The 21,098-nt window shown below is 55.2% G+C and carries 12 protein-coding genes and 2 pseudogenes; 12 read left to right on the top strand and 2 right to left on the bottom strand.

The annotated features are described in order from the left end of the window. Window positions 1-18: 18 nt before the first annotated feature. Window positions 19-2,274, bottom strand: coding sequence for an arginine/lysine/ornithine decarboxylase (locus HQN78_RS22575; RefSeq protein ID WP_107800617.1), 2,256 nt, complete (start codon window positions 2,272-2,274; stop codon window positions 19-21). 433 nt (window positions 2,275-2,707) lie between these two features. Further along, complete coding sequence (locus HQN78_RS22580) at window positions 2,708-4,228, bottom strand: phosphatidylserine/phosphatidylglycerophosphate/cardiolipin synthase family protein (protein ID WP_107800616.1); 1,521 nt, start codon at window positions 4,226-4,228, stop codon at window positions 2,708-2,710. 282 nt (window positions 4,229-4,510) lie between these two features. On the opposite strand from HQN78_RS22580, the pseudogene gltB reads away from it, so the two are divergent. The 12 genes and pseudogenes from gltB (at window position 4,511) to HQN78_RS22640 (ending at window position 21,030) form a co-directional block, all read left to right on the top strand. Continuing rightward, window positions 4,511-8,958, top strand: a pseudogene (gltB, locus tag HQN78_RS22585) (glutamate synthase large subunit). Between the two features lie 97 nt (window positions 8,959-9,055). Beyond that, a pseudogene (locus HQN78_RS22590) lies at window positions 9,056-10,470 on the top strand (FAD-dependent oxidoreductase). Between the two features lie 403 nt (window positions 10,471-10,873). Then, window positions 10,874-11,260, top strand: a complete 387-nt coding sequence (locus HQN78_RS22595) for a MarR family EPS-associated transcriptional regulator (RefSeq protein ID WP_235086411.1) — start codon at window positions 10,874-10,876, stop codon at window positions 11,258-11,260. Next, window positions 11,257-12,696, top strand: a complete 1,440-nt coding sequence (locus HQN78_RS22600) for a mannose-1-phosphate guanylyltransferase/mannose-6-phosphate isomerase (RefSeq protein ID WP_235086414.1) — start codon at window positions 11,257-11,259, stop codon at window positions 12,694-12,696. The genes HQN78_RS22595 and HQN78_RS22600 overlap by 4 nt, the downstream gene beginning before the upstream one ends. A gap of 357 nt (window positions 12,697-13,053) precedes the next feature. Beyond that, entirely contained in the window at window positions 13,054-14,325 is a 1,272-nt protein-coding gene (gene tviB / locus HQN78_RS22605; RefSeq protein ID WP_235089889.1) for a Vi polysaccharide biosynthesis UDP-N-acetylglucosamine C-6 dehydrogenase TviB, read from the top strand. A 64-nt stretch (window positions 14,326-14,389) separates the two neighbouring features. Beyond that, a complete protein-coding gene (locus tag HQN78_RS22610; protein ID WP_304502829.1) occupies window positions 14,390-15,358 on the top strand; it encodes an NAD-dependent epimerase/dehydratase family protein in 969 nt (322 codons plus the stop codon). Window positions 15,359-15,384: 26 nt separating this feature from the next. After that, on the top strand, window positions 15,385-16,302 hold the full coding sequence (locus HQN78_RS22615) for a GDP-L-fucose synthase (RefSeq protein WP_235086419.1): 918 nt from the start codon (window positions 15,385-15,387) through the stop codon (window positions 16,300-16,302). Window position 16,303: 1 nt separating this feature from the next. Continuing rightward, entirely contained in the window at window positions 16,304-17,476 is a 1,173-nt protein-coding gene (locus HQN78_RS22620) for a DegT/DnrJ/EryC1/StrS aminotransferase family protein (RefSeq protein WP_235086421.1), read from the top strand. A gap of 11 nt (window positions 17,477-17,487) precedes the next feature. After that, window positions 17,488-18,627, top strand: a complete 1,140-nt coding sequence (gene gmd, locus HQN78_RS22625; RefSeq protein WP_235086424.1) for a GDP-mannose 4,6-dehydratase — start codon at window positions 17,488-17,490, stop codon at window positions 18,625-18,627. Continuing rightward, window positions 18,624-19,646 carry an oligosaccharide flippase family protein gene (locus tag HQN78_RS22630; RefSeq protein ID WP_235086426.1) on the top strand — a complete coding sequence of 341 codons (1,023 nt, stop codon included), beginning with the start codon at window positions 18,624-18,626 and terminating at the stop codon, window positions 19,644-19,646. The genes gmd and HQN78_RS22630 overlap by 4 nt, the downstream gene beginning before the upstream one ends. Next, window positions 19,646-19,987, top strand: a complete 342-nt coding sequence (locus tag HQN78_RS22635; protein WP_235086428.1) for a hypothetical protein — start codon at window positions 19,646-19,648, stop codon at window positions 19,985-19,987. Before HQN78_RS22630 ends, HQN78_RS22635 begins: the two co-directional genes overlap by 1 nt. Beyond that, window positions 19,984-21,030: a glycosyltransferase gene (locus HQN78_RS22640; RefSeq protein ID WP_235086430.1), complete on the top strand. Its 1,047-nt coding sequence runs from the start codon at window positions 19,984-19,986 to the stop codon at window positions 21,028-21,030. The genes HQN78_RS22635 and HQN78_RS22640 overlap by 4 nt, the downstream gene beginning before the upstream one ends. The last annotated feature ends 68 nt before the right edge of the window (window positions 21,031-21,098 follow it).

Consider the following 21,098-nt stretch of genomic DNA (forward strand, 5'->3'; position numbering starts at 1 on the left):
GAGCGCCGCCGCCCTTTCTCATTTCACGCAGTCGACGCAGTAGACCCTGCGGCCGTCCAGTTCCGTCGCCACCAGCCCGTGCACATCGGTTTCGAAGCCGGGCAGCTCGCGGTTGAAGTCTTGGGCGAAGCGCAGGTAGTCGACGATGGTCTTGTTGAAGCGCTCGCCGGGAATCAGCAGCGGGATGCCCGGCGGGTAGGGCGTCAACAGCACCGCGGTGACGCGGCCTTCCAGCTGCTCCACCGGCACGCGTTCGATCTCGCGGTGGGCCATCTTGGCGAAGGCGTCGGCCGGACGCATCGCCGGCTCCATTTCCGACAGATAGATCTCGGTGGTGATGCGGGCCACATCGTGTTTGCTGTAGAGCTGATGGATGCGCTGGCACAGATCGCGTAGGCCGACGCGCTCGTATTGCGGGTGCTGGGCGATGAATTCCGGCATCACCCGCCACATCGGCTGGTTTTTGTCGAAGTCGTCCTTGAATTGCTGCAGCAGGGAGATCAGCGTGTTCCAGCGGCCCTTGGTGATGCCGATGGTGAACATGATGAAGAAGCTGTACAGCCCGGTCTTTTCCACCACCACGCCGTGTTCGGTCAGATACTTGGTGACGATGGCGGCGGGAATGCCCATCTCTTCGAAACTGCCGTCCACATCCAGGCCCGGAGTCAGCACCGTGGCCTTGATCGGGTCCAGCATATTGAAGCCGTCCTCAATGCCGACGAAGCCGTGCCAGCGCTCGTTCGGGCGCAGTTGCCACTCGGCCGGGTCGCAGATGCCGTCGTCGGACAGATCGTCCGGTCCCCAGACGCTGAACCACCAGTCGCGGCCGTATTCCTCGTCCACTTTGCGCATGGCGCGGCGGAAGTCCAGCGCCTCCACCAGCGATTCTTCCACCAGCGCCTGTCCGCCCGGCTGTTCCATCATCGCCGCCGCCACATCGCAGCTGGCGATGATGGAGTACTGCGGGCTGGTGGACGTGTGCATCAGATAGGCTTCGTTGAACCAAGCGGTATCCAACTGGCGTTGCTCCGGGTCCTGCACCAGGATCTGCGAGGCCTGGCTGATGCCGGCCAGCAGTTTGTGGGTGGACTGGGTGGAGAAGATCAGGCTGTCCTTGCAGCGCGGCCGGCCTTCGCCGATGGCGTGGAAGTCGCCGTAGAAGTCATGGAAGCCGGCGTGCGGCAGCCAGGCTTCGTCGAAGTGCAGGGTATCGACCTCGCCGTCCAGCAGATGCTTGATGTCCTCCACGTTGTAGATAATGCCGTCGTAGGTGGACTGGGTCAGGGTCAGGATGCGTGGCTTGGCTTGCGGGTTTTTGGCCAGTGCTTCGCGGGCGAAGGGGTTGGCCTGAATTTTCTTCTTGATGTTGTCGAGCTGGAATTCGGACTTAGGAATCGGGCCGATGATGCCGTAATGGTTGCGCGTCGGCATCAGGAACACCGGGATGGCGCCGGTCATCATGATGGCGTGCAGATTGGATTTGTGGCAGTTGCGGTCCACCAGCACGATGTCGCCGGCCGCCACGCAGCTGTGCCAGACGATTTTGTTGGAAGTGGAGGTGCCGTTGGTGACGAAGAACAGGTGGTCGGCGTTGAAGATGCGCGCGGCATTGCGTTCCGAGGCGGCGATGGGGCCGGTGTGGTCCAGCAGCTGGCCCAGTTCGTCCACCGCGTTGCAGACGTCGGCGCGCAGCATGTTTTCGCCGAAGAACTGGTGGAACATCTGGCCCACCGGGCTTTTCAGGAAGGCGACGCCGCCGGAATGGCCGGGGCAGTGCCAGGAGTAGGAACCGTCGTGGGCGTAATCCACCAGCGCGCGGAAAAACGGCGGCGCCAGGCTGTCCAGATAGCTTTTGGCCTCGCGGATGATGTGGCGGGCGACGAATTCCGGCGTGTCCTCGTGCATGTGAATGAAGCCGTGCAACTCGCGCAGGATGTCGTTGGGAATGTGGCGCGCGGTGCGGGTTTCGCCGTATAGATAGACCGGGATGTCCGGATTGCGGCGGCGGATTTCCGCGACGAAGCCGTAGAGCTTGCCCAGCGCTTCCTGCGCCGCGTCCTCGGTGTGGAATTCCTCGTCGTCTATCGACAGGATGAAGCCGGCGGCGCGGCTTTGCTGCTGGGCGAAGGAAGTCAGGTCGCCGTAGCTGGTGTAGCCGATCACGCTCATGCCTTCCGCCTCCATGGCGGCGGCGAGTTCGCGGATGCCGGAGCCGCTGGTGTTTTCCGAGCGGAAGTCCTCGTCGATGATCACGATGGGGAAATGAAAACGCATACCTGAGTCCTTGTTGCTGTTAACTCGGACACGCGAGGGGGCGGGACGCGGATGGGCCGTCGGCTCGCCGTGGGCGAGGGCCGAAGCCGCGGGCACCTGTAACCCTTTGCGGTGTCACTCGGTGCGCGTTGGGGCGCAGTTCTGTACGCACGGGCAGACCGGGGTCCGCCGCCGCCATGGAGGCTGGCCTTGAGGCGCGAATAAAAACAGGGCGCTTTGCGCCGCGGTCCGTCGTCGGCTCGCGCTGTGCTGTCTGCGCGGGCGGCACGTCTGCCGGCCTGGAGAACATCCCAAGAAAGCGCGCATTTTAGACCTTTTGCTTGTCATGTTGTTGCGCAGCAAAATTTTTTCCGCGAAAAAAACGCCTGACGGCGGCCAGGCGCGATGCGGCGGCGATGTCTTGGAGACATCAGCCCAAGTCAACGGATTGTTTTTAATCGCATTTGTCCTGGGGCGAGCCATCTTGCTCGCCAGCCGGCGCGGCCGGCGGAGGCTGTTGTTTTTTGCCACGTCTGGCCCAGTACAAGCCCAGAGCCTTGGCGACGATGGCGCCGCCGCTGAGCAGCAGCAAAAAGAGCAAGGGCGCGGCCACCAGCCAGGGGAAGAAGGCGATCAGTCCGGCGAAGATCAGCAGCGCCATGCCTATGGTCAGGAAGGCGGACGCCTCGCTGGCGTCGACATTGCGGGTGCCACGCACCACCACGCCCAGCGCGTCGCCGATCCGCGCCGCTTGCCGCGCGGCGGCGCTGGCGCCGCTGAGGGCGGCGGTATGCGGCGGCAGCAGCAGGCCGTGATAGTCCTTGGGCCGCGGCTTGGTCAGCGTCGGGCGGCGGCGCTGGCCGGCCAGGATCACTTCGGTGGCGTGGTCCAGATCCTGAAGGAACCGCTCGGCCAGCTTTTCCGCCAAGGCCTGGTCCTCCACCGCCACGTCCAGTTCGCGGTTGGCCAGCCAGCTGGACAGATTGAGGTTGGTGGAGCCGATGCGCGCCCAGCGGCCGTCCGCCACCGCGGTTTTGGCGTGGATCATCGGGCCGTCCCATTCGAAGACGCGCACGCCGGCCTCCAGCAGCGGGCGGTACTGGGTACGCGACACCGTGGCGATCCAGCCGATGTCGCTGGAGCGCGGCACCAGCAAGCGGACGTCGACGCCGTCGCGCGCGGCCTGTTTCAGCGCGGTCAGATACATGCTGGTGCCCATGAAGTAGGCGTCGGTCAGCCACAGGGTGCGTCGGGCGAAGCAGGCGATCAGCAAGTCCAGCCGCATCATTTGCGCGGTGGCGGGCGTGGTGGCGATCAGGCGCGCCGCCACCGCGCCGCAGTTTTCCAATGGCGGCGGCGTCAGCCATTCCGCGGACAGCGGGCCGCCGCAGCTGGCCCAGCTGTCGGCGAAGGCCGCCAGCGCGTCGGCCGCCAGCGGTCCGCTGAATTTGACGCCGGTATCGCGCCAGGGCTCTTGACCGCGCTCCGGACGGCCTTCCCAGCTGGAGCTGATGCACAGGCCGGACACGAAGACGGTCCGGCGGTCGATCACGATCAGCTTGCGATGATTGCGCCCCAGCATGCTGAGGCCGGCGGTCAGAGACGGCGGGTTGTAGGCGCGCAATTCCGCTCCCGCGGCCTGCAAGGGTTTGAAGAAACTGCCCAGATGCGTTTTCCAGCTGCCCAGCCAATCGTAAAGCAGGCAGACCTTCACTCCGGCGCGCGCGCGTTCAATCAGCAGATCCCGTATGCGCAGACCAAACGCGTCCTTGGCGAAGATATACATCTCGATGAAGATCGATTCCCGGCTGTCGGCGATGGCCTGTTCCCAAGCCGGGAAGTTCTCCACGCTGTCGTAGAGCAGTTCCAGCTGATTGCCGCCCACCAGCGGGGCGCCGGCGGAGCGGGAAAACGCCTGCTCGGCCAGGTGACGGATCAGCTCCTGATTGGCGGGGTGGGGGGACAGAATGGGCATTATATTTGGTTATTGTTTGACAATATACTGAATTTGGTTGAAATCGCCATTTTGGATGTCCTTGACAAGGCGGCTTGACAGTCGTTTTATTGAACGTTCGCGTCACAAAATCACAATTAATTCGCCGTGAAAATACGATTTTTCGACATCGAAAAATCAAAAAAATCACTGTAACATGATGATTTTTATCGTCTAATGCGGTGCACAAAAACCGGTTGCAGGGTCAAGCTCCTTGCCCTTAGAATCGAAACATTCGTTTCACATTATAAGCAGGACAAAGCTATGGACAGACAACGCTGGCTACAGGGCACCCTGTACCATCCGGACTTCGAGCAGGATAGCTGCGGTTTTGGCTTGATCGCCCAGCTTGACGACAAACCCAGTCACTGGCTGGTGGATACCGCCATCTCCTCGCTGGCCAAATTGACCCACCGCGGCGCGGTGGCCGCCGACGGCAAATCCGGCGACGGCTGCGGCCTGTTGTTTCGCAAGCCGGACGGTTTTTTGCGCGAAGTCGCCGCTGAGGCCGGCTTGACGCTGAAGCCAGTGTACGCCGCCGGGCTGGTGTTCCACCATCCCGATCCGGAACAGGGAGAGCGCAGCTTGCGCCGCCTGCGCGAGTTTCTGGAGTCCCAGGGTTTGGAGGTGTCCGGTTTCCGACAGGTTCCCACCGACGACAGCGCCTGTGGGGAGGCGGCCTTGGCCTCGCTTCCCGCCATGGTCCAGGTCTTTGTTAACTGTCCATTCGGCATGGATGAATTAATGTTCCAGCGCCGTTTGTACATGGGTCGTCGCCAGGCTGAGAAAGCCAATAAGGCGGACGACCCGTTTTTTTATCTGCCGACCTTGTCGCCGCATACTCTGTCCTACAAAGGCCTGGTGACGCCGGAGAACCTGTCCAAGTTCTTCCTGGATTTGAACGATCCCCGCTTCGAGTCCAGCCTGGCCGTATTCCACCAGCGCTTCTCCACCAATACCTGGCCGCAATGGAAGCTGGCGCAGCCTTTCCGTTTCCTTGCCCACAACGGCGAAATCAACACCGTGCAGGGCAACCGCCATTGGGCGCGCGCGCGCGAGCGCATCATGGCGTCTCCGCATCTGGACATGGACGCGGTGCGTCCCATCGTGCAGACCGATGGCTCCGACTCGATGTCGCTGGACAATATGCTGGAAGGCCTGCTGATGGGCGGCATTCCGCTGTTCCGCGCTCTGCGTCTGCTGGTGCCGCCGGCCTGGCAGAACGTCGACTCCACCGACAAGGACTTGCGCGCCTTTTATGAATTCAACTCCATGCATATGGAGCCGTGGGACGGCCCGGCCGGTATCGTGCTCACCGACGGCCGCTACGCCGCCTGCATGCTGGACCGCAACGGCCTGCGGCCGGCCCGCTGGGTGCTGACCCGGGACAATGTGCTGACCATCGCCTCCGAGGTGGGGGTGTGGGACTACCAGCCCGAAAACGTGGTGCGCAAGGGCCGGGTCAAGCCGGGTCAGCTGTTCGCCGCGGATTTGGCCACCGGCGAGCTCTTGTTGCCGGAGGAAATCGACGCCCAATTGAAGAGCGCCAAGCCGTATCGGCAATGGATCAAGGACAGCGCCAAATACCTGGAGCTGTCGATCGAGGACGACGCCGGTGTCGAGCCTTTGTCCAAGGACGAACTGGCGCGTTTGCAGAAGCTGTTCAATATCAGCTTTGAAGAGCGAGACCAAATCCTGCGCGTGCTGGCCGAGGACGGCCAGGAGGCGGTGGGTTCGATGGGGGACGATACGCCGATGGCGGTGCTGAGCCGGAAAGTGCGCTCGCCCTTCGACTATCTGCGCCAGCAATTCGCCCAGGTGACCAACCCGCCTATCGACCCGATCCGCGAAGCGGTGGTGATGTCGCTGAACACGGTGTTCGGGCCGGAACGCAATATGTTTGAAGAGAGCGCCGAGCACGCCAAGCGGCTGGAAGTGCGCTCCCCGGTGCTGTCGCACGAGAAATTCACCCGCGTCACCACGCGGCCGGAGCCTTATCTGAAGGCGACGACTTTCGACCTGTGCTACGACCCCAGCGAAACCGACTTGCGCCAGGCGCTGGAGACGCTGACCCGGCATGTCGTGGACGCGGTCAAGGAGGGCACGGTCATCGTGGTGCTGTCCGATCGTCATGTGACGCCTCAGCGCCTGCCCATCCCGGCGCTGTTTGCCACCGGCGCGGTGCACCACGCGCTGATAGACAGCGGCTTGCGCTGCAAGACCAATATTCTGGTGGAAACCGGCACGGTGCGCGACGCGCACCAGATGGCCTGCATCATCGGCTACGGCGCCACCGCGGTATACCCCTATCTGGCTTATCAAAGCATCATCGAGCTGGTGCAGAGCGGCGAGGTCAAACTCAAACTCAACGAAGCCTTGCAGCACTATCGCAAGGGCATCAACAAGGGTTTGCTCAAAGTGTTGTCCAAGATGGGCATTTCCACCATCGCCTCCTATCGCGGCGCGCAGCTGTTCGAAGCGGTGGGCATCCACGAGGAAGTGGTGGAGTTGTGCCTGAAAGGCACGGTGTCGCGGGTATCCGGCGCGGGCTTCGCCGACTTCGAGGACGATCAGCGCAAGCTGGCGCGTTTCGCCTTCAACCCAATGCGGCCGATCTCCCAGGGCGGCTTGCTCAAGTACGTGCACGGCGAGGAATACCACGCCTATAACCCGATGTGGTGACCCTGCTGCAAAAAGCGGTGCAGAACGACGATTACCAGGCCTATCAGCAATACGCCGAGGCGGTGAACCAGCGCCCGGTGGCGATGTTGCGCGACCTGATGCAGGTGCAGCCGCTGGGCGAGCCTATCTCCATCGACGAAGTGGAGCCGGTGGAAGCCATCCTCAAGCGCTTCGATTCCGCGGGGATGTCGCTCGGTGCCTTGTCGCCTGAGGCGCATGAAGCGCTGGCGATCGCGATGAACCGCCTGGGCGGCCGTTCCAATTCCGGCGAGGGCGGCGAAGACGCCGCGCGCTACGGCACCGAGAAAATGTCCAAGATCAAGCAGGTGGCCTCGGGACGCTTCGGCGTCACGCCGCATTACCTGGTCAATGCCGAAGTGCTGCAGATCAAGGTGGCGCAAGGCGCCAAGCCGGGCGAGGGCGGCCAGCTGCCCGGGGACAAGGTGTCCGGCCTGATTGCGCGGCTGCGCCACGCCAAGGAAGGCATCAGCCTGATCTCGCCGCCGCCGCACCATGACATTTACTCGATTGAAGACCTGGCGCAGCTGATTTTCGATCTCAAGCAGGTCAACCCGTCCGCGCTGGTGTCGGTCAAGCTGGTGGCCGAACCCGGCGTCGGCACCATCGCCGCCGGCGTGGCCAAGGCCTACGCCGACCTGATCACCATCTCCGGCTACGACGGCGGCACCGGCGCCTCACCGCTGACCTCGGTCAAATACGCCGGCTCCCCATGGGAGCTGGGCCTGTCCGAAGCCCAGCAGGTGCTGCGCGCCAACGGCCTGCGCGGCCGGGTGCGGGTGCAGACCGACGGCGGTTTGAAGACCGGCCTGGACGTGATCAAGGCGGCGATGATGGGCGCGGAGAGCTTTGGCTTCGGCACCGGCCCCATGGTGGCGTTGGGTTGCAAATACCTGCGCATCTGCCATCTGAACAACTGCGCCACCGGCGTGGCCACGCAGGAAATCAAGCTGCGCTCCAAGTACTTCACCGGCTTGCCGGAAATGGTGATGAACTACTTCCTGTTCATCGCGCGCGAAACCCGCGAGTGGATGGCCAAGCTGGGGGTGCGCAATATGGAGCAACTGATCGGCCGGATGGACTTGCTGAGCCTGACGGCCGGCGACACCGACAAGCAGCAGAAGCTGGACCTGTCGCCGCTGCTGTCGCAAGGCCGGGTGCCGGACAGCGAGCCGCGTTTCTGCGTCAGCGCCAGCAATCCCTCCTTCGACAAGGGCGAGCTGGCGGAAGCCATTCTGCAGGACGCCTTGTCCGCCATCCACAATAAACAGATGTTGGAGCTGAGCTATCCGATCGAGAATACCCACCGCTCCATCGGCGCGCGCCTGTCCGGCGAGATCGCCCGCGCGCACGGCGCGGCGGGCCTGCCGTTCGGCTGTCTCAAGATCAAGTTCAGCGGCAGCGCCGGGCAAAGTTTCGGCGTATGGAACGCGTCCGGTCTGCATCTGGAACTGGAAGGCGACGCCAACGACTATGTGGGCAAGGGCATGGCCGGCGGCCGGGTGACCATCTATCCGCCCAAGAACGCGGGATACCGGGCGGGCGAGTCCATCATCATCGGCAATACCTGTCTGTACGGGGCTACCGGCGGCCAGTTGTTCGCCGCGGGCGTGGCGGGCGAGCGTTTCGGCGTGCGCAACTCCGGCGCGCTGGCCGTCATCGAAGGCGCCGGCGACCATTGCTGCGAATACATGACCGGCGGCAGCGTCATCGTGCTGGGCGAAACCGGCTACAACTTCGGCGCCGGCATGACCGGTGGCTTCGCCTTCGTCTACGACCCGAATGAGAAATTCGCTTATCGCTACAACAACGAGCTGATCGACATCCACCTGATCAACGGCGAAGCCATGGGCATGTATCGCGCCTATCTATTGGAGAAGATCGCCAAGCACGTTGAGTTGACCGGTTCCGAGACGGCCAAAGCGATGCTGGAGAACTTCGACGATTACGTCGATTACTTCTGGCTGGTCAAACCCAAGGCGGCCAAGCTCGACAGCCTGCTCAAGGACTAAGACGCGCATGGCGGGCGGCCCTGGCGCCGTTCCGCCGATACCTCATTCAAAACCCGGGCGCCAGCGGGCGACGGGCCCAGCAAGACAGGAAACAACCATGAGCGATGTTTTCCAATTCATGAAGCTTTCGCGCAACCCCGGCGACAAGGTGGACGCCTCGGTGCGTAAGATCGAATTCAAAGAAATCTATCAGCCGTTGCACAGCGTGGACGCGGCCGACCAGGCCGGCCGCTGCTTGTCCTGTGGCAACCCGTACTGCGAATGGGAGTGCCCGGTGCACAACTACATTCCCAACTGGCTGAAGTTGGTGGAAGAGGGGCGTCTGTTCGAGGCGGCGGAAATGTCGCACAAAACCAATAGCCTGCCGGAAATCTGCGGCCGGGTCTGTCCGCAGGACCGTCTGTGCGAAGGCGCGTGCACCCTGAACCAGGGCGGCTTCGGCGCGGTTTCCATCGGCAGCATCGAGAAATACATTACCGACGAGGCCTTCAAAGCTGGTTGGCGGCCGGATATGTCCAAGGTGGTGTGGACGGACAAGAAAGTCGCAGTAATCGGCGCCGGCCCGGCCGGCCTGGCCTGTGCCGACGTGCTGGTGCGCAATGGCGTCAAGACGGTGGTGTTTGACCGCTACGAGGAGATTGGCGGCCTGCTGACTTTTGGCATCCCGGAGTTCAAGCTGGAAAAATCCGTGATCAAGCGGCGCCGCGAGATCATGGAGGGCATGGGGGTGGAGTTTGTGCTCAACACCGAGATCGGCAAGGATGTCCAGATAGAAGAGTTGCTGGAACAATACGACGCCGTCTTCATGGGCATGGGCGCGTACAAGTATATGAAGGGCGGCTTTCCTGGAGAGGATTTGCCTGGAGTATTGGAAGCCCTGCCTTATTTGATCAATAACGTGCGTCAAGGGCTGGGTACGCTGCCGGATGGCGAAGAGCCGATCACGATGCAAGGCAAACGCGTCGTGGTGTTGGGGGGGGGGATACCGCGATGGACTGCAACCGTACCGCGATACGCCAGGGCGCGAAAAGCGTGATTTGCGCCTACCGCCGAGATGAGGCGAATATGCCGGGCTCCAAGCGTGAGGTGGCGAATGCGAAGGAAGAGGGCGTTGACTTCCTGTGGAATCGGCAGCCGTTGGAGATCGGACAGAAATCTGATAACACGTTGGTGGTGAGACTAGCGGAGACACGCTTGAGTGAGCCGGATGCGAAAGGGCGTCGGAGGGCAGAGGTTGTACCTGGTAGCGAAGGAATCATAGAATGCGACCATGTTGTTGTGGCTTTTGGTTTCCAGGCGGAGGCGGCCCCCTGGTCGGAAATGTTAGGGATTGCCAACTCTCTTGATTTCCGTACCCTTGTTGCTGCCCATGATGCGTACACGTTTCAAACTAGCAATCCCAGGATTTTTGCTGGTGGGGATATGGTTCGAGGCGCAGACTTGGTGGTGAGAGCTGTGTTTGAGGGAAGGCAGGCCGCAGAGGGTATGTTAGCGTACTTGGGTATTTGGTAGCGGGAACAGTAGCTGTATCCTGCTCCTCTAAACATATCTGACTAGGGTGTCACAAAACCGACTGGAGAAAGTAAGAGTAGGTAATATTTTCTATAGGCTATTGTTCATCTCAATGTTTGTATGTGAAATGGTTTTGAGTGATATTTGAGTGTGAAGATATAACTTTTAGTCGCTACTTGTTTTATTATACAGGGATGGTCAGGGTTTGATCTTGCCATAGTCTGTGTTATGACTCTAAAGCTTTATGTGAAATGGTTAAATGCCGATGTGGTTAAGTCGGTATTTTTCTTCGTGTGATGTTCAAGTTCGTACATAAATTTCTTCTGTCTAAAGTCTATATTTTGGTTGTTGAAAGGGCGCGTTATAATGGCTTTGTCATCGTTGGTGTAATCGTATATTTAATTTGGATGAATCATTCAATTTTATGATAAGTCGCCAAGCAAAATTGCAAGAAGATACCTACTTTAGGGTGATGCGTATCTTGCAGGAAAATCCGGATCTTACCCAGCGTGAATTGGCCGAAAAACTCGGTATTAGTGTTGGTGGGCTTAACTATTGTCTTAAGGCATTGATGCAAAAGGGATTGGTGAAAATGAAGAATTTTGCCAACTCAAAGAATAAGTTTGGGTATGTTTATGTGCTGACTTTGAGCGGCGTTGCAGAAAAAGCCGCTATCACACACCGTTTTTTACAGCGTAAAGTTGAAGAGTATGAGGCGCTAAAGGCAGAGATTGATGCTCTTAAGTTAGAGATAGATGGAATTGAGAAAGAAGGAGCACAAAAGGTATGATCAACGTTGCGCCTGTCATCCTATGTGGTGGATCGGGTACTCGTTTGTGGCCATTGTCACGAACGGGGTTCCCTAAACAGTTTCTGTGTTTGACTGGAAGTGAAAGCCTTTTTCAGCAAGCAGCCCGGCGACTCTCTGACTTGTCAAGTGAAGACATTCTAGTTTCAGATCCACTTATTGTTACAGGTGAGGATCATCGTTTCTTAGCTTCTGAGCAACTACGTGAAATAGGAGTTGCGTTGGGGGGGGCTTTGCTCGAGCCCGTGGGACGGAACACTGCTCCTGCTCTTACCTTGGCTGCTCTGGCTGCCATCGAGGGAGAGGGAGACCCAATTTTGGTTGTGACTCCTGCGGATCAGACGGTTATTGATTCGACCGCTTTTTCATCAGCCATGCAATCTGCTATTTATGAAGCCGAGCACGGTTCAATTGTAATTCTAGGTATAGTACCTGACTGTCCAGAAACAGGTTATGGCTATATTCAGATTGAGAGTTGTACTTCAAGCGAGGAAGTATTAACGGTCAAGCGTTTTATTGAGAAGCCAGATGAATCGACTGCTGAAGCATACTTGGCAGAAGGTGGGTACTTTTGGAATGCGGGAATATTTGTGATCAAGGCTTCTGTATGGCTGAAGGTTCTTGAACAATTTCGTCCAGATATTTTTGATGCTACTTGCTCGGCTTGGAGCAAACGCACAATCGACTCTCAATTTACTAGGCCTGGTAAAGCTGAATTCTCCATGATTCCATCGGAGTCAGTTGATTACGCAGTTCTAGAGCACTGTCCTGGCAGTGCATTTCCAATCAAAATGGTACCATTGGATGCAGGTTGGAGTGATTTAGGTGCTTGGGATGCCGTTTGGAAAGTTTTGCCCAAAGATGGTGATGGTAATGCCCATATAGGCGATGTACTCACAACTAATAGTAAGAATACCTTGGTACATGCAACTAGTAGACTGGTGGGCTTAGTTGGGGTAAAGGATGTCATCGTTGTTGAAACCCCTGATGCAGTATTGGTTGTAGATAAGTCACACAGTCAAGACGTTAAACATATTGTGAGTACGCTTGGAAGACAAAGGCGAGAAGAACACACGCTGCATCGCAAGGTACACCGTCCGTGGGGATGGTATGACAGTATAGATGAAGGAGGGCGTTTCAAGGTTAAACGTATTTTAGTTAAGCCGAAGGCTAGCCTTAGCCTCCAGAAGCACCATCATCGTGCAGAGCATTGGATCGTAGTGAGGGGTACTGCGGAGATTACTAATGGGAGCCAAAATTTTATCTTGACGGAAAACCAGTCAACTTACATCCCATTGGGAGAGGTGCATCGCCTGGCAAACCCAGGAACAATTCCATTGGAGATTATAGAGGTTCAATCTGGCGGCTACCTTGGCGAGGATGATATAGTCCGCTTTGAAGACAACTATGGCCGATGAGGGTGATGGGGTGGCCAAATATTGCACATGTCTGATTGGTGGTGTCGTAGTTTCAAATTGTCATTGCAAAACTACAGAAATTCTATCATTTATTATGGTGTTTTATAATTAAAGATATGGATGCTGCAGTTTGAGAGATTTTCGTTGCTAAAACTCTTATTCAGCAAGTGCTTTAGTTGCTTAGGCTTTGAGGAAATGTACCCGTTTTTGAAAAGCACTTAGGTTAATTGTAGTGCTTGGGGTTAAGTGTGGTCGATAAATAGTCTCTCTAGATTGCAGCCTAAGGGCGGAAAGCTCATGAGGGGCAAGGTTTTATTTGATTTTCCGGTTTCCATTTTTTAGAGGTCTAATTTGAAAATGTCAGAAAAAAAAATAGCAATTATTGGTTTGGGCTATGTCGGCTTGCCACTTGCTGTCGAGTTTGGTCGAATTCGTTGCGTTGTTGGGTTTGATATTAATGAGGCCAGGGTTTCTGAATTGAAAAGAGGAGAGGATCATACCCTAGAGTGTAGCTCTTCAGAGTTGGCTGAAGCAAAAAATCTTAGCTATACCCACCTCGTGGCAGATATTGCGGATGCCCAAATTTTTATTGTAACAGTGCCGACGCCGGTCGATAAAGCCAATCGACCAGACATGGTGCCATTGATTAAAGCTAGTGAGACCGTTGGCAAGGTGATCAAGGCTGGTGATGTCATAATTTATGAGTCGACAGTCTATCCGGGAGCTACAGAAGAGATTTGCGTTCCCGTTCTGGAGCGTGTAAGCGGTTTGAAATTTAATCAAGACTTTTTTTGTGGATATAGCCCAGAGAGAATTAATCCAGGCGATAAAGTACATAGATTGCCCGCCATCAAAAAGGTGACCAGCGGTAGTACTCCAGAAATCGCTAGCGAGGTAAATGAACTATATGCCTCAATTATCGTGGCAGGCACGCACCAAGCGAGCAGTATCAAGGTGGCTGAGGCTGCTAAGGTGATTGAGAACACGCAGCGAGATGTAAATATTGCTCTGATGAATGAGTTGAGTCTGATTTTCCATAGACTTGAGATTGATACGCAAGAAGTTTTGATTGCGGCTGGAACAAAATGGAATTTTTTACCATTCCGTCCTGGTTTGGTTGGGGGGCATTGTATTGGTGTAGATCCTTACTATTTGACACATAAGGCGCAAGAGGTTGGATATCATCCAGAGGTTATTTTAGCCGGACGGCGGATTAATGATAGCATGGCTCATCACGTAGCTGACGAAACGGTTAAGTTGATGCTGCGTAAAAATAAGCCTGTACTTGGTGGGCGGGTGCTGGTATTGGGGCTGAGCTTCAAGGAGAATTGCCCTGATGTACGAAATACCAAGGTGGTAGATATCGTAAAATGTTTGCGGCAGTACAATACAGATATTGATATCTACGACCCCTGGATTGATCCGGCTGAAGCCAAGCATGAATATGGTCTCGAGTGTCTATCTGAGTTTCCTCCAGAAGGAAGGTATGATGCTATTGTTCTTGCTGTAGGCCACCATCAGTTTGTGACCTTAGGTGAGCAAGGTATCAAATCTCTGGGTAAGCCAGATGTGGTGCTGTACGACGTTAAGGGCATCCTGCCGCTGGGCAGCGCCGATGGTCGCTTGTGAAAGGCCTTTTGTGAATCGATATGAACAAGTTTGCGCCGACTTGCGCGCTTCCCCACGAACCTGGTTGATCACCGGGGTTGCTGGTTTTATTGGTAGTAATCTTTTAGAGGCGCTGCTCAAGCTTGGACAGAATGTGATGGGCCTCGATAATTTCGCCACAGGACACCGTCGTAACCTTGATGAGGTTCGACAACTTGTGAGTGCCAAAGAGTGGAGCCACTTCCGTTTCATCGAAGCGGATATCTGCGATATCCAAGCTTGTCACGCGGCATGTGAGGGTGTGGATTATGTGCTGCATCAGGCCGCACTAGGTTCTGTGCCACGAAGCTTAGCTGATCCTATTACGAGTAATTCCACGAATATCACTGGGTTCTTGCATATGTTGGTGGCGGCGAAGGATGCTAATGCGAAGAGTTTTACCTATGCAGCTAGCAGCAGTACCTATGGGGATCATCCTGCGTTACCCAAGATTGAAGAAAATATCGGCAAGCCACTGTCTCCTTATGCAGTTACTAAATATGTAAATGAATTGTATGCTGATGTGTTCGCTCGAAGTTATGACTTCACAACGATCGGGCTGCGTTATTTTAACGTCTTCGGCCGCCGTCAAGATCCGAATGGCGCATATGCAGCTGTGATTCCAAAATGGGCGGCGGCCCTCCTTGATCGCCAGCAGGTGTTTATCAATGGAGATGGGGAGACCAGCCGAGATTTTTGCTATGTAGCCAACGCGATCCAAGCTAATATCTTGGCGGCTACGACAGTAGACCCCTTGGCTCGTAATCAGGTTTATAACGTTGCGGTCGGTGATCGTACTACTTTGAACCAGCTTTTTGATCTGTTGCGGGATGGTTTATCTAAGGAAGGGAGCTCGCTGGATGCAACGCCGACCTATAGAGATTTCCGGGCAGGAGATGTTCGCCATAGTCAGGCGGATGTGAGTAAGGCTCGTCGGCTGCTGGGTTATGAACCCACACATACCTTGAAGTTGGGGCTGGATGAAGCACTGTCTTGGTATGTGACAAACCGTTAATAATCCCCAGATCGGAGTATTAGGCAATGAAGATTTTTCTGACTGGCGGTCGAGGAATGGTCGGTAAGAATGTGTTGCTGCATGAACGCGCCAATAGGCATGAGTTCATGGCGCCAACTAGGGACGAGCTGGATTTGAGGGATGGGGCTGCGGTGCTGAAGGTAATCAAGGCATTTCAGCCAGATATCATTGTACACGCTGCTGGAAAGGTAGGTGGCATTGAGGCGAATCGGGCTGATCCTTGGGGCTTCATGATCGAGAATGTGTCTATTGGGATGAATGTTGTAAGCGCTGCACGTCAGGCTGGTGTGCCGCGTCTGCTCAATCTGGCTAGCTCATGTATCTACCCCGCGAATCATTCTGGGCATCTTACTGAGGAGATGCTATTGACTGGGGAGCTGGAGCCTACTAATGAAGCGTATGCAATTGCCAAGATCGCAGTGCTAAAACTCTGCACCTATGCACGTGATGCTATTTCTGGCATTGAGTATAAGTCATTTATTCCGTGTAATATATTTGGGCCTTTTGATAATTTTGATCCTGTCCGCGCGCACCTGCTTCCCGCCATCATTCGCAAAATTCATGAGGCCAAAACGGGGGGCGAAAATACAGTTGAAATCTGGGGTGATGGAACGGCTCGTCGCGAATTTATGTATGCAGGCGATCTAGCTGACGCAATTATTGAAGGCTGCGAACGTTATGAGGAGCTGCCGCCGCTGATGAATGTCGGTACCGGCGTGGATTTTAGTATCCAAGAGTATTATGAGGCAGCCCGCCGAGTAATTGGTTGGAACGGTTCTTTCCAGTATGACTTAACTAGACCTGCAGGTATGAAGCGAAAAGTAGTTGATGTTAGTCGGCAAGCCGAATGGGATTGGAAGCCATGTATTAGTCTTGATCAGGGTATTGAAAATACTTATAAGGCATTTTTGGAGGGACTGTGAGATGAGTTACAAATTTCCGTTGGCTACGTTTACTTGGGATGATGCAGAGTATGGGGCCATTCAATCGGTAGTGGACTCCAATGTATTCAGTATGGGGCCGAGAGTGGCGCAGTTTGAGCGAGAGTTTGCAGAATTTTCCGGCAGCCGCTTCTGCGTCATGGTGAATTCAGGCTCGTCAGCAAATCTAGCCATGATTGCGGCGATGTTCTACACAAAGGACGAGTCGCGTCGTTTACGCCCTGGTGATGAGGTGATTGTGCCGGCTGTTTCTTGGAGCACAACTTATTATCCGTTGCATCAGTATGGGTTGAAGGTCAAGTTTGTAGATATTGATCTGCAGACACTGAACATGGACGTGGAGCAAGTTCGTAAGGCCGTGAGTTCCCATACTCGTGCGATCCTTGCGGTAAATTTACTCGGGAATCCTTGCGATTTCAATGCATTGCAAGTTGTCTGCGATGAGCATCATCTGGTTTTGTTAGAGGATAATTGCGAATCTATGGGGGCGACGCTGGAAGGTCGTCAATGCGGTACCTTTGGTTTGATGGGCTCCTATTCCACTTTTTTCTCCCACCATATTTCCACGATGGAAGGTGGTCTCATCTGCACGGACGATGAGGAGTTGTACCATATTCTGCTGTGCTTGCGTGCCCATGGCTGGACTCGAAATTTACCTCAGGAGAATCTAGTTACTGGGCGTAAGAGCGATGATCCTTTTGAAGAGTCATTCAAGTTTGTCTTGCCTGGTTATAATTTAAGGCCGTTGGAGATGGGAGGGGCATTGGGTAGTGCGCAGGTCAAAAAATTACCTAGTATAGTTGCTGAGCGTCGCCGTAACGGTGCACAGTGGACTGAGCGTATGATTAATCATCCCGATCTGCTGATCCAACACGAGCATGGTAATAGTAGTTGGTTTGGTTTTAGCATTGTGATCCGCCCAGGATCAAGGGTGACACGCCCTCAACTGCTGGAGCGTTTGCGCGCTCTTGGCTTTGAATGTCGTCCCATTGTGACCGGCAACTTTGCAAAGAACCCTGTTGTTCAATACTTTGACCATGAGGTGGTTGGTCAATTAGAAAATGCCAATCATATAGATAAGCTTGGCCTGTTCGTTGGTAACCACCATTACCCTATTCCTGAGGCGATTGAAGCGATCGCCTCGTTGCGTTTCTGAGGAGCTTTTTTATGTCAACCAATGCCCGAAAGAAGGCTCTGATCACTGGTATTACCGGACAGGATGGTGCCTACCTCGCACAGTTTCTGTTAGACAAGGGTTATGAGGTTCATGGTATCAAGCGCCGTACGTCGCTGTTCAATACGGATAGAATTGATCATCTATATCAGGACCCTCATGCAGATGATCCTCGCTTTATCCTGCATTTCGGTGAGATGACGGATTCTACTGCCTTGATTCGCACGGTGCAGAAAGTGCAGCCGGACGAAATCTACAATCTAGCTGCTCAAAGCCACGTGGCTGTTAGTTTTCAGGAGCCGGAATACACCGCTAACGCGGATGGTTTGGGTGCATTGCGCCTTCTCGAGGCGATTCGTATTGTAGGACTGGAGAAGACCACGCGTTTTTATCAGGCTAGTACTTCTGAGTTGTATGGACTGGTGCAGGAGACTCCGCAGAAGGAAACTACGCCTTTTTATCCACGTAGCCCCTATGCAGTGGCAAAGCTTTATGCCTATTGGATTACCGTAAACTATAGAGAAGCCTATGGGATGTATGGGTGTAACGGCATCCTCTTCAATCATGAAAGTCCGGTGCGTGGTGAGACGTTTGTAACGCGCAAGATCACTCGAGCGTTGGCGCGCATTGCTCTGGGATTGCAGGATAGTATGTTTATGGGGAATTTGAGCGCACTACGGGACTGGGGGCATGCTCGGGACTATGTTGAGATGCAATGGCTGATGTTGCAGCAACAGCAACCCGAGGATTATGTAATAGCCACCGGAGTGCAGTACAGCGTGCGGGAGTTCATCCGTAGGGCCGCTCTGCGTTTGGGGATTTCGGTTGAGTTCTCTGGAGAAGGCGACTGCGAGGTCGGTCGAGTGGCTCGTGTCGAAGAGGTTGAAGGCAAGGCGTTGGCTTCCTGCCAACGAGGGGATGTTATTGTCAAAATAGATCCGCGCTACTATCGCCCAACTGAAGTTGAGACACTTCTGGGAGACCCGACCAAGGCCCGTGAGAAACTGGGATGGACGCCTCGTACTACCTTCGAAGAATTGGTAAACGAGATGGTAGACGCGGACTACGAGTCTGCTCGTCGTGATTCCTTGGTGAAGGATGCGGGCTTCAAAATTTACAACCACCACGAATGATGAAGGTCAATCGAGGTCGGCCTCGCGCACCGCATGACTTCCTGCATGCGCTGTTCAACGTATTTGGTGCGTTTCGCGTAAGACTTGCTTCAGGCTTCCTCTGGAGTCTGGTCTCTGCGGTCTCACTTCAAGGCTCTGTCATGCTTACGGGGTTAATACTTGCGCGCATGTTGGGGCTGCAAGTATTTGGGGCCTATGCGTTGGCGACTGCCACCGTGATGACGGTTGTTGGGGTTACTCAAGGGGGCGTGGGAATCATTGGCACCAAGTTTGTGGGTGAGTTTTTACATGCTCACCCCGAACGGGTATCTCGAGTGTTGCGTATGTGTGCGGTATTTACTTCTGTCACTGGCTTCATTTCAACGGCAATGTTATGGGCTTTAGCCCCATTTGTAGCTCGTCATATCTTGGATAATCCTGATGTTGAATCTGCATTGCGGTGGGCCTCGGTTGGTGTGTTGTTTCATGTGCAGACAGTCTACTTGCAAGGTGCTCTGCAGGGTTTTGGAGCCTTTCGGGTGATTAGCCGCGCAGGAGCCATGGTCGGCTTATTGCATTGCATTTTGTCTGCAGTAGGGGCTTGGAAGTTTGGGCTGGAGGGGGCCGTCATCGCATTCACTCTTTCGTCAGCAGCCCGCTGGTGGGCGTTTCGTGGTGCTCTGCGAGTAACGTGTCATGGGCATGCGATTAAAAAAGCAAAGCGGATCGAGAGGGATGACTGGGATCTAATTTGGCGTTTTGCATTGCCCGCGGGGCTTGCCAGCTTGGTGACCTTGCCCTGCTTATGGGGCGTCACGGCCTTAGTGGCGCGTCAGCCAGGTGGCATGGCTTGGGTCGGCGTATTTTCCGTGGCACACCAACTCCGACAACTTTTACTGCAGCTGCCTGTACTTCTCAATACGGTGACGGCATCAGTGCTGAGCCGCTTGAAGGGCAGGGGGAGGGCAAAGAGTATTGGAGGGTCTTTCGTGCCAATCTCTTCGTTGGCGTGGGTTTTACCACTGTGGTTGTGGCCGTAATGGCTGCACTGTCCAACTGGGTTTTAGGGCTCTATGGACCTGGTTTTGTGGAGGGGCGCTCCTTGCTGTTGTTGTTGTTGCTAGCTGTTATTCCAGAAGTGGCTGGCGTAACGGCTTATCAATTAGTTCAGTCCTCTGGACGAATGTGGCGTTCGCTGCTGCTGATCGTGGGACCGCGTGATCTTATGTACCTGGGACTGGCTGCTCTTGCGTTACCCCAATGGGGTCTAGCTGGTGCTGGGCTGGCTTATCTTATTGCCTATTCGTTTGGCTGTGTTGCAACCTTTTTGGTGGGCATTGGCGGACGAGAGCAGCTTCCTGTTGACAAGGTGGTTTCGTGAAAATTCTGTATTCCTACAATAAGACTGGATTTGAAGCGGCGTATTGGGAGCGTGAGATTCGTGCGGCAAGTAATACGGAGATCACCTTTATCCCTTTTAACCACGGAAAATTCCTTAATCCGGCAATGTATTTGCGGGCGCAGCAGTTAGACAATCTCTATTATCAGGGGCATCCTGGCCTTGCTGCCATGTATGACGCGTTAAAAGCATTGATGGCCAAAGAGCGCACGGATGTGTTGTTGGTTGACAACTGCCATCCTTACCACCCCGAGTTTCTACTTAAGCTGGACACCTACAAGGTTATCCGGACAACGGATGGTCCTGCGACGGCCTATGATCGAGACTTCGCATATATCCATGCGTACGATCATGTGTTGTATCACAGTCCGGCGTATAGTCGTGATTTGACGATGCCAGAGAAATTGAGCTATTGCGGAGCAAAACGCCACGATTTCTGGCCGCTGATGGTCTTTGATCAGTTCTGCCGTCCGCAGGAGTCTGAAGAGCAGGTAATGGCCTGCCCTCGGGATATCGACATTATCTTCGTAGGTGCGCTTTACTTAGACAAAATGCCATTCTTGGCTGCCATTCGTCGGGCATTTGGAAGACGTTTCCAGGTGCACGGTTTGGCATCGACCAAGAAAAATGTTTACTTCAATTTGAAGTACCGTACTCCAATGTGGGTCACGCCTATCCGTTTCGAAGATTATGTGCCACTGTACCGTCGGGCAAAACTTGGTGTGAACGCCCATTTGCGTGGCAAGTTCACTGTAGGGAGCTATCGATTGTTTGATTTGCCGGCCAATGGAGTGGCCCAGCTGAGCGATGGCGGCGAGTATTTGGGGCATTTCTACGATGTTGGGCGTGAGGTTGAGAGTTATGACGATGCTGATGACCTTATTACCAAATTGGACCGATTGCTGACGTACCCGGCCGAGCGCGAGATGCTCGCGCGTGCAGGCTACCGCCGAGCAATGGCTGAGCATCGAGCGGGAACAAGGCTACATCAGTTGCGGGATATTCTGTCGCCGGCCCTCAACTGACTTTTCGACTGGACGATTATAATGTGCGGAATCGCAGGAATTGCCACCTGGCAGAATTCGGCGGCGCT

Source organism: Chromobacterium sp. Beijing, from assembly GCF_021496765.1.
In the GTDB taxonomy this organism is placed as follows: Bacteria; Pseudomonadota; Gammaproteobacteria; order Burkholderiales; family Chromobacteriaceae; genus Chromobacterium.

Coding starts and splice junctions, on each gene's coding strand:
- HQN78_RS22575 (WP_107800617.1), bottom strand. CDS start 2,274: ATGCGTTTTCATTTCCCCATCGTGATCATCGACGAGGACTTCCGCTCG.
- HQN78_RS22580 (WP_107800616.1), bottom strand. CDS start 4,228: ATGCCCATTCTGTCCCCCCACCCCGCCAATCAGGAGCTGATCCGTCAC.
- HQN78_RS22600 (WP_235086414.1), top strand. CDS start 11,257: ATGATCAACGTTGCGCCTGTCATCCTATGTGGTGGATCGGGTACTCGT.
- tviB (WP_235089889.1), top strand. CDS start 13,054: ATGTCAGAAAAAAAAATAGCAATTATTGGTTTGGGCTATGTCGGCTTG.
- HQN78_RS22615 (WP_235086419.1), top strand. CDS start 15,385: ATGAAGATTTTTCTGACTGGCGGTCGAGGAATGGTCGGTAAGAATGTG.
- HQN78_RS22620 (WP_235086421.1), top strand. CDS start 16,304: ATGAGTTACAAATTTCCGTTGGCTACGTTTACTTGGGATGATGCAGAG.
- gmd (WP_235086424.1), top strand. CDS start 17,488: ATGTCAACCAATGCCCGAAAGAAGGCTCTGATCACTGGTATTACCGGA.
- HQN78_RS22630 (WP_235086426.1), top strand. CDS start 18,624: ATGATGAAGGTCAATCGAGGTCGGCCTCGCGCACCGCATGACTTCCTG.
- HQN78_RS22635 (WP_235086428.1), top strand. CDS start 19,646: ATGGCTGCACTGTCCAACTGGGTTTTAGGGCTCTATGGACCTGGTTTT.